We start from the raw sequence: 16,995 nt of genomic DNA on the forward strand, positions 1-16,995 counted from the left end.
TATTTTAGTGATTGTAAAATGAATCCTTATCCTTTTAACTTCATTGCAAAGCCTGCAGGTCCTACCTGTAACCTCGATTGCGCCTATTGTTATTATCTTGAAAAAGAAAAGTTGTTTCCATCTGCGAGCACCTTTATGAGCGACCTTACACTGGAAAACTTTACGCGGCAATATATCCAGGAGCAGCCAGGGAACGAGATAACGTTTGTGTGGCAGGGTGGCGAGCCCTGCCTAGCGGGAATTGATTTTTACAAAAAAGCATTAGATCTTCAAAAGAAATACGCACATGGCAAGATCGTCAACAATTCTTTCCAAACGAATGGAATTCTTCTTAATGATGAATGGTGTTCCTTTTTCAGCAAAAACAATTTCCTTATAGGAATCTCAATAGATGGACCGGAAGATCTTCACGATCAGTTTAGAGTGGATAAAGGCCAAAAAGGAACTTTTCAGAAAGTTCTAAATGCTATTGAGCTACTTAAAAAGCATAAGGTTGAATTTAATACCCTTACCGTAGTTAATAATGTAAACGTAGAGCATCCTTTACGGATGTATAATTTTCTTAAAGATATTGGAAGCACATACATCCAGTTCATTCCACTAGTTGAACGCATAGTCGAAAACGAGGCGCCTGAGCAGTTGAAACTGGTGCTACCGGAATGCAAATCAGAGAGCCGCATTGCTTCATGGTCTGTTCCCTCCCTAAAGTTCGGCAGGTTCCTTGTTGATATTTTTAATGAGTGGCTGAAAAGAGATGTGGGTACTTATTTTATTCAGGTTTTTGATGCAACCCTGGCTAATGAAGCAGGGCAACCTGCGGGAGTATGTTTGTATGGCAAGGATTGCAATAATGCCCTGGCGATAGAGCATAATGGCGATGTCTTTTCCTGTGATCATTATGTTTATCCCGACTACAAGATTGGTAATGTAAATACTGAGAATGTGAGTTCTTTGCTGCAAAATCCGGATCAGTTGGACTTTCACAAAAAGAAATCAGAAGACTTACCAGCGCAATGCAAGAACTGCAGGGTTTACCACTACTGCCACGGAGAGTGTCCGAAGAACCGCATCAGTACTACCAGAAAAGGCGACCTGGGCTTAAACTACTTGTGTGAGGGGTATAAGCACTTTTTCGGCTATGTTCAGCCTTACATGAAATTTATGGCTAATGAACTAAAGCATAAAAGAGCCCCAGCCAATATTATGTATGTGAAAAGACAGGTTATTTTAAAAAGGTTTAGAGATTAACTTTTGTAAGGTAACGACACCTGGTTTAAGAAAGAAGCCGTTTGTCTGTCTTTCTTAAACCAGGAAGCTCTATTGCTGCTCCCTATTCTGCGTTCTTCTTCCCTGTTGAAATATTGTTCTGTTTTAGTGTTTCGAAGAACAAAGCCTCATTATTCTCTTTTTTCATCTCGTTATATATTTGCTGAATAACCTTTTCGCAGTCAGTCCGGTAGGGAGATTTCTGTGCGACATACAAGTTATAAGCAACGCACATATTATCCAGTCCCTCTTTATAACGCTTTAAATTAAGTGTATATATTAAACCTACTCCGTAAAAGATCTCGGGATTATCCTTATCAACCCTTTCGAGATCCTTATATGCCATTATTGCTTTGTCATACTCTCCCATGTACTGGTAAACAACAGGTATATTTTGAAGGGGAACACTACCGTTGGGATCGATTTTTAAAGAACGTTGATAGGCATTAAGCGCCTGATCATATTTTTTCAGATTACGATAGCAGATACCCAGGTTATCCCAGGCAAAGGCAAAAACGGGATCAAGAGCTACTGCTTTTTCAAAACTAGCAGCTCCATTAACAAATTTTGAGCTTTTGAGCTGATCTACGCCTTCATAGTAATACCGCATCGCTTCCTCGTTAGATGAATAAGACGAATTAGAACCCTTATCTAAAGTCGCCACCTTAACTTTGATTGCCTCGCAGCTGTCCATTAAGTAGCGTTCAATCTCATAGTAATTCTTTTTATATTCACTCGATTGCTGATTTTCTGAAACAACAATGTTCACCTTTTTTCCCTTTACATTATCCAGATTTGCAGTGAGAGCGCTCAAGGTTGAACCGAGTTGGTAGGCTAACACCTGCTTACTAATGCAATCACTTATCTTCTTTGTAATTTGTTCTTTTTCAAGATCTCCTGTATAGATCGAATCGACACATTTACATGCCTGATCCGATAATTCTCTTAGCAGTTTAGTTTTCTGAGCGGAAGCTCCAATTGAGCATAGGGTAATCATTAAAGATAAGGTTGCAGCTTTTTTCATTGTATTTAAGTAATAAGTTGAAGGTTAAAATCCCAGGCAATATAAAAAATCTGCTTCATTTTCTTGATCTATGTTAAGACTCTTTTTTAACCTACATCAATGTACAGGTTCTGCTGATGGTGCAACTTTGTGATATCAACAAACAGAAAAGAAACATAAAAAATTTATATCATGGAAACTACACAAAACACAGCTCAACTTGTAAAATGGACAATTGATACAATGCACTCTGAAGTGCTATTTAAGGTAAAACACCTTGTGATCTCTACAGTAACAGGTTCTTTTAAATCTTTTACAGGATCTGCAAGCTTTATCGAAGGAAATCTTGAAGGAGCGGATATTAACTTTAGTATTGATGTGAACAGCATTGACACTAATCAAAGCCAGAGAGATGGACACTTAAAATCAGGGGACTTCTTTGATGCTGAAAACTATCCTACTATCGATTTTCAATCCACTTCCTTCACTCAAAAAGACGATGATAACTATACATTGGTTGGTGATTTAACCATAAGAGGCGTAACCAGAAAAGTGGAGATCAATGCAGAATATGGCGGTACTGAAAAAGATGCTTATGGCAACCAGAAGATTGGCTTCGAAGTTACAGGTACTATCAATCGTAAAGAATTCGGTTTAACCTATAATGCTCTTACTGAAACCGGAGGTTTGGCCATCGGCGAAAACATCAAACTTATTGCAAATATTCAACTGCAGAAAAGCTAGTAGGATTACACAGATTAGAGATGATTACACCGATAGAAAAAGGTACTACGGGAGTTTGAGATTTATAGATTTAACCGCGTTTAGCTTTCAAAGTCTCCATCAAACAATCTATAATTTTCACCACTATCGGTGTAATAATTCTTAAACCGGTGTAATCCCACTTATCAGTGTAATCATCCTTCAATCTGTGTAAACCTAAATAATCTGTGTAATCCTACCTTTACTCTGTTGTTGCTGTGTCATTATCACCTGCCGCACCCGTATCTACCCTACTTCCAGCTGTGTCTGTTCCCGCACCAATGGTAGAAGAATCACCTGCATCTCCAGAGGTTGTATCCTTATTTGCCGCACTCGAACAAGCCGACATCAGCGCTACTATTACTACTACTGCAAAAACATTTAATTTCTTAAGCATAATGATTTGAATTGTTTCTCTACAAAGGGATAAAAGCAGAAAATGTTTAAAATTCTGAACAGAACCGGCAATTAACCTCTCCCATTAATAAAGCCAACTGTAAATTATTTTAGGGCTGCGCACAACATTCGCAGGATAAAACCGTATATTTGTTATATAATCGTTTAGCAGACACGCTTCTCCTATCCTATTGTACTACTAGAAATAATAACTTCCCTTGTAAAACATTCGGTAGTTACATTAATTACATATAAAATCAATCATTTGTCATTCGAACAATTAAATCTTAGTGCTTCTATTATAAAAGCGCTAGAAACTGAAGGATATACTAATCCTACCCCAATACAACAACAAGCAATTCCAGTAATATTAAACCGAAAAGATATCTTAGGATGTGCACAAACAGGCACAGGAAAAACTGCTGCATTTGCTCTTCCCGTACTGCACCAACTGGAGCAGCAACCGGCTGAGAAAGGCAAGAAAAGAGATATCAGAGCATTAATACTATGTCCAACACGCGAGCTTGCTATTCAAATCAACGATAGCTTTACTGCTTACGGAAAACATACAGGTTTAAGACATCAGGTAGTTTTTGGAGGAGTCTCTATCAATGCCCAGATCAATGCTTTAAAAATTGGCGCAGATATTCTTATTGCTACGCCTGGAAGGCTTGTAGACTTGCTTAATCAAAGAGTGATCAGTCTGAAAAAGGTTCGCCATTTCATTCTAGACGAAGCAGACAGAATGCTTGACATGGGCTTTATAAGAGACATTAAGAAAGTAATTGAAGTTATACCAACCAACAGGCAAACTTTATTCTTTTCTGCTACCATGCCTCCTGAAATAGCGTCACTAGCTAATTCCATTCTTAACAACCCAACAAAAATTGAAGTAGCCCCTGTTTCGTCTACGGCCGAAAAAGTTACGCAGGCGATTTATGAGGTTGATAAAAAAGATAAAGCATCTTTACTGATCCATCTATTGCAAGACAAGGCCATGCAAAGTGTACTAGTATTTACCAGAACTAAACATGGGGCAGATAAGCTTGTAAAGATCCTTACCAGAGCTAATATTAAAAGTGATGCAATCCATGGCAATAAAGCACAAAACGCTCGTCAGAAAGCATTATCTAACTTCAAAGAAGGCAGAATACGTGTTCTAGTAGCTACAGACATTGCTTCACGTGGTATTGATATTGATGATTTGAAACACGTAGTGAATTACGACCTGCCAGAACAAGCAGAAACGTATGTTCATAGAATTGGCAGAACCGGCAGGGCTGGAAATGAAGGTATAGCAATATCTTTTTGTAGTGCAGAGGAGCAGGATCTATTAAAAGATATTAATAAAGTTACTGCACAAAAAATTCCATTTGTAACGGGACATCCTTATCCAATGGATAAAAGTGCCAGACCTCTTGCAACGCAGCCGGAAAACAAAAAAAGTCAGGCGCCTTCGCGTAAAAAAGTTTTTAAAAGAAGAGAAAAACGTAGTGTAGCAGCTGCTTAACAAGCTATTCTTATTAAGTAGATTATAATAACATTATCATTACAATATGTATATCCTTCTTTTCTTCGTACTTCACTGGTTTCTTTCACTTTTTTGTCAGACCTTCTTTCTTCACCGCTATGCATCGCATAAGGTATTTAGCATGAGCAAGTTATGGGAACGATTCTTTTACTTGGTTACTTATGTTTGCCAGGGGTCTTCCTTTTTAAACCCATGCGCTTATGCTACTATGCACCGGGACCACCATGCATTCAGTGACACAGAGAAAGATCCTCATTCTCCTCATTTTTTTACAGATGTGTTCCAGATGACCTGGGCTACTGTTCTTACCTTCAGAGATCATGTTAAAAGATCAGAAGATGGTTGCGGAGGAAGGTATCCCCAATGGAGACTACTGGATCGGATCGGGTCAAGTATCCCATCACGAATTCTGTTTGGCGTTGCTTATACTTGCTTCTATATAAACTTCGCTACTTACTGGTGGATGTTCCTGCTGTTGCCTATACACTTTCTGATGGGTCCCTTACACGGAGCTATTGTGAACTGGTGCGGACACAAATATGGCTACGCAAACTACGACAATAAAGACCACTCAAAAAATACAAGTCCATTTGACTTTCTAATGCTGGGTGAACTGTTTCAAAACAACCACCATCGCTTTCCTAACAGCGCTAATTTTGCACAGCGCTGGTTCGAGGTCGATCCTGTTTTCCCAGTTCTAAAACTACTTCACTTTGCGCGTGTTATACGCTTAAAGAAAGTTTAAAACTGTGTGAGATAAAGCATGGCTTAGTAAAAAAATCCGTTACTAGTTAGTATATAATTCTCACATTTTCAAATAAATAAGCATAATACTAGATATTATCAGTATCTTTATAAATAATAATACCAAATACAATGCAAAAAGGAACAGTTAAATTTTTCAATGAAACTAAAGGTTTCGGTTTTATCACACCTAGTAATGGTGGTAAAGAAATCTTTGTTCATTCTTCTGGCCTGATCGACAAAATTCGTGAAAACGATACGGTTGAGTTTGAAGTAGAACAAGGCCGTAAAGGGCCTAATGCGGTAAATGTAAAAGTAGCTTAAGCACTAAATAATATTGATCGTTTAGCATTTCCCGCTCTGCGGGAAATGCTTTTTTTTTCCAACAAATTTTATAAACACAAATAGAACTACATATGGCGAAATCCCAGGCAACCTTCATGAAAAAAGAATTAGAGAAAAAAAGATTGAAAAAAAGGGAAGACAAGAAGTACCGTAAAGAGGAACGTAAGAAGAATGCTACCGGCGGAGATCTTGATAGCATGATAGCCTACGTAAACGAGTACGGTGAAATATCATCTACCCCGCCGCCGCCTAAAAAAGAAGAAAAGGAAGACTAGTCTTCTTTAATTGAAGTTGTGATAATAGTGCATCGCGGTCTTAATAGGGGAAATAACAGAGTTACAGTAAACATTCCAAGAGTACCCGGATGCATTTTTCACCTTCTGTGCAATAAACGTTACTCTCCTTATCCCAATATTTTTTTCAAGCGTAATAGTTGAGCTGCTGCAAGTCATAGGGTCTGGCAAACTTCTAATGAATACAGCTTCTGTTGAGGCGATTAGGTCCTTCATCTTTACTCGTCGTTAGTGTCAGAATATAACCTACTCAAACTTCAATTGGTTTTGAAACCTGAAGAATTTTTTTTATTATAGCATAAAAAGCGCTACAGCCTTATTTCAGGTTCTGACTGTAGAGAAAAAAATCTGTAGCTAAGGGTGTAATACCGGAAGCCCGGAATTCTGTTGCTATTTGAGCCCGATGGTAGGAGGAATGATTGACTACGTTAAAGAGCAAATTACCTATAGTATTCTGATAAGTCTGCTCAGGTGAGAATGCGTACTGAATCGTGTCTTCCAGGTCATTCGAATTCACAATCGTCAGACTGTTTTCAAAATTAACTTTGTCAATTTCTGCGAAGTCATGTACTGGGTGTAACTCCCAGGGCCCTATCCGATCCTGATTAGGTAATATGCGGCGGTTCCAGTTTCGATGAGCATTTAGAATGTGACTATAAAGCTGAATGGCCTTTTGCGAAACCTCTTGTTGGTGAACCATAATCTCATTTGCCAGTTGTTGATTCGTATGATGATTATATTCAAAAAGCTGTATAAAAAACTCTTTCATAGCATGATATTATTTTTGATCAGCAAAATAAATATTTTCTACTTTTTCCCTGCTATTAGGAAATAAACAATAACAAAGCCATTTGGAAATACTCATAGTATCTCCAAATGGCTTTGTTATTATGCGAATAGGCTATCTATAACTCTACTTCCAGCCGCCACCCAGCGCTCTATAAAGTTCAACTAAGGCTCCATTTTGCTGACGTTGAACAGCAACAAGATTTAACTCGGCCTGTAAAGCATTTGTCTGAGCCGTTATTACCTCAAGATAATTAGCCATATCACTTTTGAACAGAAGATTAGCATTACTAATAGATCTCTTAAGCGTTTGGACTTGCTGCCCTGCGATCTCTGCTTGTAATGCGAGCTTGTTGTTTTGCACCAGTGCATTGGAAACTTCTGTCATTGCGGTGAGAACTGATTCTCTGAATCGCAATACGGCTTGCTCCCGTTCGATCTTTGCTACCTCAAATTGGGTCCTCAAAGCCCTGTTTCTAAAAATAGGTTGCAGAACAGATCCTGAGGCTATGCCGAACAACGACGCAGGAGTTTTAAACCAGTTATCCACCTGGAAACTTTCTACTCCTCCAACGCTTGAGATAGACAGCGAAGGGTACATATTAGCCTGAGCAGCTCCTACCCGCGCATTGGCAGCTTTTAAAGCTAATTCAGAAGAACGAATATCTGGCCGTCTACTCACTACAGCAGCTGGCAATCCTACCTGAACCACTGTTGCTACTCCATCTACACTCCCTGAAGTAGTCCTTTCAACGGAACCTGGTAGGCGCCCGGTTAAAAGCTTCAGAGCGTTTTCCTGCAAAGCTATGCTTTGCTCTAGCTGAGGGATAAGCAAGGCAGTGGACTGACGGCGTGCTTGTGCCTGTTCTACAGCCAAACTTGTTACATCTCCCGACTGCTGAAGCAAAGTGGTAAGCGTAAGAGTGCTATCGTTCAGCTGAAGATTTCGCTTTGCTATTGCTAACTGTTGATCTAGCATCAGCAGATTATAATAGCCCTGTGCAACATCAGCAACCAGCCGGGTTTGAACGGCTTTTGTTGCTTCATAAGTTTGGAAGTAATCTGCAGCAATTGCCTCCTTTTGTCTTCTCAGCTTACCCCAGGCAATGATTTCCCAGGAAAGGTTCAAGGATGCATTATAGTTTTCTATTGCATTTATTCCGAACTGAGAAGCATTTAGTCCCGTTAAGCTATTATCAGAAAAACGGTTATAAGAGCCTGTTATTTGGGCATTTAGCTGGGGTAATAATAGAAGTTTGGACTGCTTCAGCTGCTGCTCGGCCGCTTCGACTCGTTTGACAGCTATCCCCAGATTATTGTTATACCGTAAAGCACTATCAATAAGGGATTGAAGGAACCTGTCTTTAAAGAATGTACTCCATTTGATATCTGCAATACTACTAGTATCGGAAAATGATTGTTCTTCAAAGTTTTGGGGGACCGCTACTGAAGGGCGACTGTAGTCCTTCCCTATTTTGCAGGAACTTATTACAAGAGCAATCAGCAGGGCACTGTAACTTAGAAATTTATTTGAGTTCATGATCTTAAGCGTTAAATAATTGTTCTTCCAACTCATCAATTTCCTCTCTCTGAGCTTTCCTCGAAACTTTCTCGTGAAGGTTTTGGAAGATCACAAAAAGAACAGGGATAATAAATATCCCAAGAAGGACACCTGTAAGCATCCCCCCTACGGCACCTGTACCTATCGAACGGTTACCCAAAGCTGATGCTCCATTAGCTGTAACTAAAGGAAGCAAACCAACGATAAAGGCAAACGAGGTCATAAGGATAGGCCGTAAACGAAGCTTAGAAGCCTCCAAAGCGGCAGAAACTATCTCCATTCCGTCTTTTCGTCGTTGTACAGCATATTCGATGATCAGGATTGCATTCTTAGCAAGTAATCCTACCAGCATGATAAGTCCTACCTGTACATAAATATTGTTCTCAATACCTGTTAGACCTATGAAAGCGAATACACCGAAGATTCCTGTTGGGACAGAAAGGATCACGGCAAATGGGAGGATATAGCTTTCATATTGAGCTGCAAGCAAGAAATACACAAATAACAAGCTCATCACGAATATCCAGGTTAGCTGAGAACCGGAGCTTTGCTCCTCACGCGTCATGCCTGTCCACTCATAGGAGTAGTTCTTTGGAAGGTATTGCTCTGCAACTTCGTGAACAGCTTTAATAGCATCCCCGGAGGTATAACCAGGTTTTGGTAAGCCGTTAATTGCAACAGCATTGAACAGGTTATTCCTTGTTACCGTCTCAGGTCCATAAACCCTTTTTAATTTTACAAGAAGGTTTGCAGGCACCATCTCCCCTAAGTTGTTTTTCACATACACGCTATTTAAGGAAGTGGGATCAGCACGGTAAGCAGCGTCTGCCTGGACAATTACCCTGTAGAATTTTCCAAACCGGTTAAAGTCAGAAGCGAAACTGCTACCATAAAATACTTGAAGGGTTTGTACAAGATCAGATATGGAAACACCTAGTTGTTTTGCTTTCTTCTGATCTATATTGAGCATGTATTGAGGATTGTTAGTACTGAATGTGGTAAAGGCATACATAATTTCCTTTCTCTTCATCAGTTCTCCTATAAATCCATTAGCTGTAGCATTCATCTTGTCAAGCGCGCCTGCAGAACGGTCTTGAAGGATTAACTCGAACCCGGTTGTATTTCCAAATCCCTGCACAGTAGGATAGACGAACATGAACACGCTGGCCTCTTTGATAGTTGCAAAGCGCTGGTTCAATACACCTATGATCTGATCCAGATTATTCACATCTCCACGCTCACCATAAGGTTTCATACGAATGAAACCTACCGCATAATTAGAACTGTTGGCATTAGCAACGATATTCAAACCCGTTACTGCCCCTACCCTTTCAACTGCAGGTTCTTTACGAAGAATAGCGTTAATCTTATCCATTACCTTGCGCGTGCGGTCTAAAGATGATCCCGGAGGAAGGTTCACCGAGTAAACCACGAAGCCCTGGTCCTCTGTTGGGATAAAGCCTGAAGGTGTCCTTTTCATTAGGATAACCGTAGCTATAGTGACCACTGCGAGACCGCCCAGTGCTACCCATTTTCGACGGGTTAGAAAACGCAAACTCCCTACGTATTTATTTGTCGTAGCGTTAAAGCCCGCATTAAATGCATTGAAGAAACGTGTCTTAAAGTTTCCTTTTTCACCTTCCGCGGTTGCGTGATGTTCTCTTTTTAAGAATATAACACATAGAACGGGACTAAGCGTTAAAGCGTTCACAGCAGAAATTAAGATGGCAATACCTAAAGTGAATGCAAATTGCTTGTAAAATACACCTACCGGTCCCTGCATAAAACCCACCGGAACAAACACTGCAACCATTACAAGAGTGATGGAAATGATAGCTCCTGAAATCTCGTTCAGGGATTGAATAGTTGCCTTTTTAGCTGAAAGTCGCGTGCTCTCCATTTTGGCATGGACAGCCTCCACTACTACGATCGCATCATCCACAACAATCCCTATGGCCAGCACCATGGCAAAGAGTGTAAGAAGGTTGATAGAGAAGCCGAACAACTTCATGAAAAAGAATGTACCAATAATAGCCACCGGGACCGCTATTGCAGGGATCAGGGTAGAGCGAAAATCCTGAAGGAAAATGTACACCACTATAAAAACCAGGATAAAGGCTTCTATCAGGGTATGCTGCACCTGTGATATTGATGCGTCAAGGAACTCCTTAGAGCTGTACATGGTAAAGTAATGAATCCCCTTCGGAAACTTCTGAGATGCCTTTTTCATCACCTTGTCTACCGCAGTCAATATTTCGTTCGCATTCGACCCTGCAGTTTGAAAAACAGCTAGTCCAGTTCCGTTTTCTCCGGCAATTTTAGTGTCGGCACTGTAGGTGAACGAGCCTAGTTCAACCCTGGCTACATCTTTAAGCTGGATCACCGATCCATCAGCATTCGCTTTCAATACAATTTCCTCGTACTCCTTATTCTGGGAGTATTTTCCCTTGTACTTCAATACATATTCAAAGGCCTGACTGCTGCCCTGGCCGAAACGGCCGGGTGCTGCCTCGATATTCTGCTCGCGAATGGCATTGATCACATCCTGGGCAGAAAGATTTGCTGCTTTCAGCCTGTCTGGCTTCAACCAGATACGCATCGAATAATCTTTTGCACCGAAGATGGTAGCCTGACCTACTCCCGGAACACGTTGTATTTCGGGGATGATGTTGATCTTTGCATAGTTCTGTAAAAACGTCTCATCGTAAGTAGTATCAGTACTGTACATCAAAGGCACATAGATCATACTGTTCTGCTGTTTCTGCGTTGAGATTCCCGCCTGAACAACTTCCTGTGGTAGCTGACTCATTGCTTTTGCAACACGGTTCTGAACGTTCACCGCAGCCTGATCAGGGTTAGTCCCCAGACTAAAAAACACATTAAGAGTAAGAGTTCCATCGTTACTTGCCGTGGAGGTCATGTAAGTCATGTTCTCAACACCGTTCACGGCTTCTTCTATTGGGGTGGCTACTGCCCGTGCAACAACTTCCGCATTTGCTCCCGGGTAAACCGCGGTTACCTGTACTGTGGGTGGCGCTATATCCGGAAATAAGGTAATTGGTAACGAGTATAGCGACAGTAATCCCAGCAAAGTAAGGATAATAGAGACCACTGTAGAGAGAACGGGTCTCTCTATAAACTTTCTAAACATAATTTCTGGTATTTATCTAATTAAATAGATGTTGACTATTACTTCAGTTCTTTGTAGATGTCTTCTGAATTTACGGCTTTGGGCTTAATGACGGCCCCTTCCTGCAGCCTGTCGATTCCACTAAATACGATCTTTTCCCCTTCGGCTAAACCTTTTGATACCAGATAGAACTTTCCGTTGGAACCAGCTATGGAAAGAGGTTTACCCACAACCTTACTGCTGTCGTTCACTGTATAGACAAACACTTTGTCTTGCAGTTCAAAAGTTGCTTCCTGCGGTACAAGGATAGTGTTAGCCTGAACTTTAGGAATGCGAACTTTACCCGTGCTTCCTGATCTCAGTAAACCCTCCGGATTAGGGAATGAAGCTCTGAAATTGATAGTTCCAGTGGTTTTTCCAAATTGACCTTCAACTAACTCTACCCTGCCTTTTATCGGGTAAATGGTTTCGTCTGGCAATACCAGCTCAATTTGTGGCAATGATTTTATTTTCTCTGCTAAACTTCCGCCTTGCAATCCCTTTCCAAAATCAATAAAATCTACTTCACTCATGCTAAAGTATGCATGAACCTCCTTCGTCTCAGATAAGACAGTTAATGCCTCTGGTCCAGCGGAAGTTACCAGACTTCCCGTTTTAAAAGGGATGCTGCCTATGTATCCAGCGGCCGGTGCAGTGATAGTAGTGTAGCTAAGGTTGATCTTTGCCGCTTGTACCTGAGCTTGAGCCTGTAGTACGTTTGCTTTTGCCATGTTGTAAGCGGCGTTTGCAGTACGAAGCTGAACATCAGAAACCACACCATTCTTTACTAAGGGACTAAGCTTTGAAACATTGATGGATGCACTTTCCAAAGCAGCTTTCGCTGAGGCAAGCTGAGCCAACGCTGTATTTAACTGGGCATTATACTGGCGCGGATCAATTCTGAATAATACTTGTCCCCTTTTTACAAAGGAGCCCTCGTCCACGTGAATAGCCTCTAAATATCCGTCTACTTTAGGACGAATCTCTATATCCCTCTTACCCTCAATGGCTGAGTTAAACTCAGAGTAAGTAGTTACAGGCTTTGATTTAACTGCCAAAACTGGCAGCTCCGGTGGCGGAGGAGCTGCAGCTACGCCTTCGGCAGAAGAAGAGCTGCAACTATCCAATAAAATCAGTGTAGTAATTGTAAAAATAAAGGTTGATAGGGTTCTTGTTTTTAGTAACGCTTCCATAATCTGTTGTCTGTTTGCTAATAATTCTCTTTTTTATTCTGTAGGGGCTATTTCCCTCTAATTCACATTTCCAATATCTCTGCGTGCTCAATCCCTGCTGAGGTTAACCTAACTAGAAAACCTAACAGTGTTAACCTATTGGGTAAAAAAAATTTGTTTTTTAATTCTACCAACTAGTAAAACAGTCGCAGGCCTATTAAGTAACATAGGTATATTTCCTAACACCGTTAACCTACCAGGCAAAAAAAACGGACTAACCGTTCCTTATTTCAAAACTTCTGATATAACCATCCACTGCATCATCTAAAACCATTTTATTTAGCTCAGAGTCTGTGGTTGTACAGGTATTTACCAATTTTATTGAGATCAAACCATGCATTACCGAAAAAAGGGTATGGTATTTCAAGCAGGCATTCAAATCATCACGGCCACTTTTAGCGATCAGCTCTTCAATAACACCTGCAGCTAGTGATCGAAATTTATCTCTCTCTGGTAATGCTTCTGTTATATCGCATCCCATTGTTCCAATGCTAAACATTATCTGATAAAGCTCTTTATTTTCAGCTGCAAAATTCCAATAAGCGTCAGCAATTGCTCTGATCTTATTTTCCGGTACGTCTTTCTTATCAATAATCCCCAAAATGGTTTCTGTTAGTAAGCGAAACCCTTTTTTACTGAATTCAAGCAGAATCGCTTCCTTATTCTTGAAGTGATCATATATCACCGGAACACTATAATCTATCTTGTCGGCTATTTTACGGATAGATAAGGCGCTCCATCCCTCTGTTTTAACAAGATCCCAGGCAGTGCAAATAATCTTTGACTTCAGCTCTTCTTTCTCTCTTAATCTTCTTTCTGCTATTCCCATTGCTTTACCTAACGGTGTTAGCAAAGTTAACATTAGCTAGGTGATACGACAAGATACTAGTTCAGAAAGATTCAAACGTGATTTTTTTATGACCAATGCAGAGCAGAATTTAGATACCATTCAACTGCAAGCAATCCTATAAACCTTTAGATATTAGGTGTATCCAAACAAAAACCCTCCTAATTTTCTTCTTAAACTAAAATTTTTCATCGTGACAAACGGCAATAACCTTGAACAACAGAATAAAAACCTCAAGAAGAACATCGAGGAGTTGAAACAGAATCATAACGATACGGTAGAACATTTGGAACGCCAATTAAAGGTTGAACAAGATCTACTTGAAAGTCAGCAACGATTTAAAACTGTTTTTGAGGCTAGTATTGTAGCTAATAAGATCATTAATATCGACCTGAAGATGGTCCAGATAAACCAGGCTCTATGTGATATGCTGGGGTATTCGAGAGAAGAAATATTAGGCTCAACGATACTAGATTTTACCCGTCCTGACTTTATAGACCTCTGGTATGATCTTCATGAGGCTCTTTGGAAAAAGGAACTCCCGGCATTTCAACTTGAAGCCTGCCTCATTAAAAAAGATCAGACAGAAGTGTGGGTTCTTGTTAATACTGTCAGCTTTAAAGATAGGGGACAAACGATGGGATATACCAGCCTTGTGGATATAACAAACAGAAAGCTTTTGGAAAGGCACAAAGACGAGTTTATAAGCACGGTAAGTCACGAATTAAAAACTCCTATAACCTCCATCAAATCCTACTGCCAGCTGGTTGAAAGAGATCTTTTGAAGGATAAAAAAGCGGAGGGTCTTGATAAAATCAGGAGGATGAACGCAAAAATAAACGATCTCACCTCCTTAATAGCAGATTTAGTAATGGCCTCCAAAATTGAAAGTGGGAAGCTTCGGACTAAAAGTGAACGGTACGCTATGGACGATTTGATTAACTCGATAGTTGATGATTATAAAAAAACTCATCCAGGGAGGATTTTTATAATAGATAAGAATGAATCAGTGATCACCATGGGAGACAGGCTTAAGATTGGACAGGTAATAGAAAACCTGATAACAAATGCCACTAAGTTTTCAGACAGGGGTAGTCCCATAAGCATTAGCTCAGTAAGAAAAGATGGTAGTATTGTGGTTTGTATACAAGATCATGGCAGAGGAATTTCACCAGAGGAGATAGAAAGTATTTTCAACCGGTTTTATAAGGTAAAGGAGGCTCAAAGTAATAATGAAGCTGGAATGGGATTAGGGCTTTACATATCCTCTGAGATAATTAGAAATCAACAGGGCAAGCTTTGGGTAGATAGCAAAGTTGGCGAAGGTAGTACATTTTGCTTTTCACTGCCTATAATTTCGTAGATAAGTTTGCCGCAATAACATTGTTACATCAAAGTGCCGCACATATTTGCCTGGGCCGTACGAAAAAAATAAAATATCATATTTTTGACCCTTAAATCACACAACAGAAAACGACTAATTCTATTTAAATGAAGACGCTTACGAAAGAAATGCAAGCTGCAATCACTCCAGACATGGCGCTGGATTTGCTGAAACAAGGCAATGCGAGATTTGTCAATAATCTTAAGATCAACCGGAACTTGTTACAACAAGCAAACGAGACTTCAGATGGACAACATCCCTTTGCAGTCATTCTTAGCTGCATCGATAGCAGAACCTCTGCAGAATTGATTTTTGACCAGGGTCTGGGGGATATTTTTAGTGTTCGCGTTGCCGGAAACATTATTAATGAAGATATCCTGGGGAGCATGGAGTTTGGTTGTAAAGTAGCAGGCTCGAAAATCATTGTGGTACTCGGCCATACAAAATGTGGAGCCATTAAAGGAGCCTGTGATCACGTTGAAATGGGAAACCTTACCGCATTACTTACCAAGATCAGACCAGCGGTGGACGAGGAGCTTACTATTACAGAAAACCGCAATTCTTCAAACCCTGAATTTGTAGAAAAGGTATCTGAGATAAATGTTAAGCGCACAGTTAGATCAATAGTAGAACGCAGCCCTATCCTTCGTGATATGATCAAGGCGGGTGAGATCCAGATTGTTGGCGGTATACACGATATTACTACTGGTGTTGTCCAATTTCATGAGGTAGAAAGCTTGTAAAAGCTTTCTACCTTAAAAATAGCATGCGAGGTGATTCCGTCCTCTCACAGCAAACCGGAATTTAAGCATTACTTCGTGGGATCCTCTTTGATACCCGCGAAGTTCTGTATGAGCCATGTCGTAACTGTAACCAAACTGGACATCAGGAGTTACGAAAAATGAAGCCATAAAATTGAATGAATCCATAGACCGGTAGGAAGCGCCTAGCCAGAACTTCTCCATCAATAATATGCTCGAACTTACATCAAACTGAACCGGACTTCCATTAACGTATTTAACCAGGATGCCTGGTTTATATTTAAAATCATAGCTAACATCCCAAAGCGTACCAGCCTGGAAATAATAGTGGGGCTTGTTCCTCAAACTCCCCTCCGCTTTGTCGGCAGAAGCAATGGATCTTTGATAAAAATAAGGAGAAGAAATACCCATATAAAACTTAGGGGTAAAATACATTACACCTGCCCCAAAATTTCCGCGAATAACACTTGTATTCTGAAAAACCGGGTCGTTTACGGATTCAGGACTTTGCGCATATAATTGTGAATAATCTCCCCGAAAATTGCTTAGCCCTCCGTTGAACCCAACTGCCAAATACCCTTCTTCGCCAACTTCTACTCTCTGGGCCAATGTAAAATAGCCTCCGGTTTCCTTAAGCACTTCTCCAGCCCTGTCGTCAGTCAGGATCCCACCAATAAAAGTGTCCGTCTCTCCTATTGGTGAATGAATTGAAAGTGCCTGGGTCCTTGGAGCTCCTTTGAAACCAGTCCATTGCATTCGAGAAAGAGCAGTGACCCTTAACGACTCTTCCATTGCGGAATAGGCAGGATTAATTGCCTGGTTATTGAACATGTATTGGGTGTACATAGCTTGCTGCTGTGCACGAACCGTTATTGAAAGCACAACTGTTAACAATAAAATTACTATAGCTTTCAT

General features: G+C 40.4%; 16 protein-coding genes. 8 read left to right on the forward strand and 8 right to left on the reverse strand.

Annotated features, from left to right (window positions below):
• Positions 1-18: 18 nt before the first annotated feature.
• Complete coding sequence (locus tag J4N25_RS05165) at positions 19-1,248, forward strand: anaerobic sulfatase-maturation protein (protein ID WP_207421072.1); 1,230 nt, start codon at positions 19-21, stop codon at positions 1,246-1,248.
• Positions 1,249-1,330: 82 nt separating this feature from the next.
• On the opposite strand, the gene J4N25_RS05170 is transcribed toward J4N25_RS05165, so the two are convergent.
• Positions 1,331-2,290 carry a tetratricopeptide repeat protein gene (locus tag J4N25_RS05170; protein WP_207421073.1) on the reverse strand — a complete coding sequence of 320 codons (960 nt, stop codon included), beginning with the start codon at positions 2,288-2,290 and terminating at the stop codon, positions 1,331-1,333.
• Positions 2,291-2,461: 171 nt separating this feature from the next.
• Between J4N25_RS05170 and J4N25_RS05175 the strand changes: the two genes are divergently transcribed.
• Positions 2,462-3,013, forward strand: a complete 552-nt coding sequence (locus J4N25_RS05175) for a YceI family protein (RefSeq protein ID WP_207421074.1) — start codon at positions 2,462-2,464, stop codon at positions 3,011-3,013.
• A 220-nt stretch (positions 3,014-3,233) separates the two neighbouring features.
• Here the strand turns inward: J4N25_RS05175 and J4N25_RS05180 are convergent, their stop codons facing one another.
• The gene (locus J4N25_RS05180) at positions 3,234-3,428 is read right to left on the reverse strand and encodes a hypothetical protein (protein WP_207421075.1); all 195 of its coding nucleotides are present in this window, start codon (positions 3,426-3,428) and stop codon (positions 3,234-3,236) included.
• Between the two features lie 264 nt (positions 3,429-3,692).
• Here J4N25_RS05180 and J4N25_RS05185 point away from each other — a divergent pair, with 264 nt between their 5' ends.
• The 4 genes from J4N25_RS05185 (at position 3,693) to J4N25_RS05200 (ending at position 6,322) form a co-directional block, all read left to right on the forward strand.
• Positions 3,693-4,937, forward strand: coding sequence for a DEAD/DEAH box helicase (locus J4N25_RS05185; protein ID WP_207421076.1), 1,245 nt, complete (start codon positions 3,693-3,695; stop codon positions 4,935-4,937).
• 46 nt (positions 4,938-4,983) lie between these two features.
• Positions 4,984-5,703, forward strand: coding sequence for an acyl-CoA desaturase (locus J4N25_RS05190; protein ID WP_207421077.1), 720 nt, complete (start codon positions 4,984-4,986; stop codon positions 5,701-5,703).
• 131 nt (positions 5,704-5,834) lie between these two features.
• On the forward strand, positions 5,835-6,026 hold the full coding sequence (locus J4N25_RS05195) for a cold-shock protein (RefSeq protein WP_207421078.1): 192 nt from the start codon (positions 5,835-5,837) through the stop codon (positions 6,024-6,026).
• 92 nt (positions 6,027-6,118) lie between these two features.
• Positions 6,119-6,322, forward strand: a complete 204-nt coding sequence (locus J4N25_RS05200; protein ID WP_207421079.1) for a hypothetical protein — start codon at positions 6,119-6,121, stop codon at positions 6,320-6,322.
• Positions 6,323-6,656: 334 nt separating this feature from the next.
• On the opposite strand, the gene J4N25_RS05205 is transcribed toward J4N25_RS05200, so the two are convergent.
• The 5 genes from J4N25_RS05205 to J4N25_RS05225 form a co-directional block, all read right to left on the reverse strand.
• The gene (locus J4N25_RS05205) at positions 6,657-7,109 is read right to left on the reverse strand and encodes a DinB family protein (protein WP_207421080.1); all 453 of its coding nucleotides are present in this window, start codon (positions 7,107-7,109) and stop codon (positions 6,657-6,659) included.
• Between the two features lie 144 nt (positions 7,110-7,253).
• On the reverse strand, positions 7,254-8,666 hold the full coding sequence (locus J4N25_RS05210; protein ID WP_207421081.1) for an efflux transporter outer membrane subunit: 1,413 nt from the start codon (positions 8,664-8,666) through the stop codon (positions 7,254-7,256).
• A 4-nt stretch (positions 8,667-8,670) separates the two neighbouring features.
• Positions 8,671-11,838: an efflux RND transporter permease subunit gene (locus tag J4N25_RS05215; protein WP_207421082.1), complete on the reverse strand. Its 3,168-nt coding sequence runs from the start codon at positions 11,836-11,838 to the stop codon at positions 8,671-8,673.
• A 38-nt stretch (positions 11,839-11,876) separates the two neighbouring features.
• The gene (locus tag J4N25_RS05220) at positions 11,877-13,049 is read right to left on the reverse strand and encodes an efflux RND transporter periplasmic adaptor subunit (RefSeq protein ID WP_207421083.1); all 1,173 of its coding nucleotides are present in this window, start codon (positions 13,047-13,049) and stop codon (positions 11,877-11,879) included.
• Positions 13,050-13,302: 253 nt separating this feature from the next.
• Positions 13,303-13,950: a TetR/AcrR family transcriptional regulator gene (locus J4N25_RS05225; RefSeq protein ID WP_207421084.1), complete on the reverse strand. Its 648-nt coding sequence runs from the start codon at positions 13,948-13,950 to the stop codon at positions 13,303-13,305.
• Positions 13,951-14,128: 178 nt separating this feature from the next.
• Between J4N25_RS05225 and J4N25_RS05230 the strand changes: the two genes are divergently transcribed.
• Positions 14,129-15,298, forward strand: coding sequence for a PAS domain-containing sensor histidine kinase (locus J4N25_RS05230; RefSeq protein WP_207421085.1), 1,170 nt, complete (start codon positions 14,129-14,131; stop codon positions 15,296-15,298).
• A gap of 128 nt (positions 15,299-15,426) precedes the next feature.
• Positions 15,427-16,062, forward strand: coding sequence for a carbonic anhydrase family protein (locus J4N25_RS05235; RefSeq protein WP_207421086.1), 636 nt, complete (start codon positions 15,427-15,429; stop codon positions 16,060-16,062).
• 12 nt (positions 16,063-16,074) lie between these two features.
• Here the strand turns inward: J4N25_RS05235 and J4N25_RS05240 are convergent, their stop codons facing one another.
• Complete coding sequence (locus tag J4N25_RS05240) at positions 16,075-16,995, reverse strand: PorP/SprF family type IX secretion system membrane protein (RefSeq protein ID WP_207421087.1); 921 nt, start codon at positions 16,993-16,995, stop codon at positions 16,075-16,077.

The sequence above is a fragment of the Desertivirga brevis genome (assembly GCF_017355835.1).

Excerpts from the sequence above, each read along its gene's own strand:
- J4N25_RS05205 (WP_207421080.1), bottom strand. The coding sequence starts at position 7,109 with ATGAAAGAGTTTTTTATACAGCTTTTTGAATATAATCATCATACGAAT.
- J4N25_RS05215 (WP_207421082.1), bottom strand. The coding sequence starts at position 11,838 with ATGTTTAGAAAGTTTATAGAGAGACCCGTTCTCTCTACAGTGGTCTCT.
- J4N25_RS05220 (WP_207421083.1), bottom strand. The coding sequence starts at position 13,049 with ATGGAAGCGTTACTAAAAACAAGAACCCTATCAACCTTTATTTTTACA.
- J4N25_RS05195 (WP_207421078.1), top strand. The coding sequence starts at position 5,835 with ATGCAAAAAGGAACAGTTAAATTTTTCAATGAAACTAAAGGTTTCGGT.
- J4N25_RS05170 (WP_207421073.1), bottom strand. The coding sequence starts at position 2,290 with ATGAAAAAAGCTGCAACCTTATCTTTAATGATTACCCTATGCTCAATT.
- J4N25_RS05165 (WP_207421072.1), top strand. The coding sequence starts at position 19 with ATGAATCCTTATCCTTTTAACTTCATTGCAAAGCCTGCAGGTCCTACC.
- J4N25_RS05210 (WP_207421081.1), bottom strand. The coding sequence starts at position 8,666 with ATGAACTCAAATAAATTTCTAAGTTACAGTGCCCTGCTGATTGCTCTT.
- J4N25_RS05200 (WP_207421079.1), top strand. The coding sequence starts at position 6,119 with ATGGCGAAATCCCAGGCAACCTTCATGAAAAAAGAATTAGAGAAAAAA.
- J4N25_RS05175 (WP_207421074.1), top strand. The coding sequence starts at position 2,462 with ATGGAAACTACACAAAACACAGCTCAACTTGTAAAATGGACAATTGAT.
- J4N25_RS05235 (WP_207421086.1), top strand. The coding sequence starts at position 15,427 with ATGAAGACGCTTACGAAAGAAATGCAAGCTGCAATCACTCCAGACATG.
- J4N25_RS05225 (WP_207421084.1), bottom strand. The coding sequence starts at position 13,950 with ATGTTAACTTTGCTAACACCGTTAGGTAAAGCAATGGGAATAGCAGAA.
- J4N25_RS05190 (WP_207421077.1), top strand. The coding sequence starts at position 4,984 with ATGTATATCCTTCTTTTCTTCGTACTTCACTGGTTTCTTTCACTTTTT.
- J4N25_RS05180 (WP_207421075.1), bottom strand. The coding sequence starts at position 3,428 with ATGCTTAAGAAATTAAATGTTTTTGCAGTAGTAGTAATAGTAGCGCTG.
- J4N25_RS05240 (WP_207421087.1), bottom strand. The coding sequence starts at position 16,995 with ATGAAAGCTATAGTAATTTTATTGTTAACAGTTGTGCTTTCAATAACG.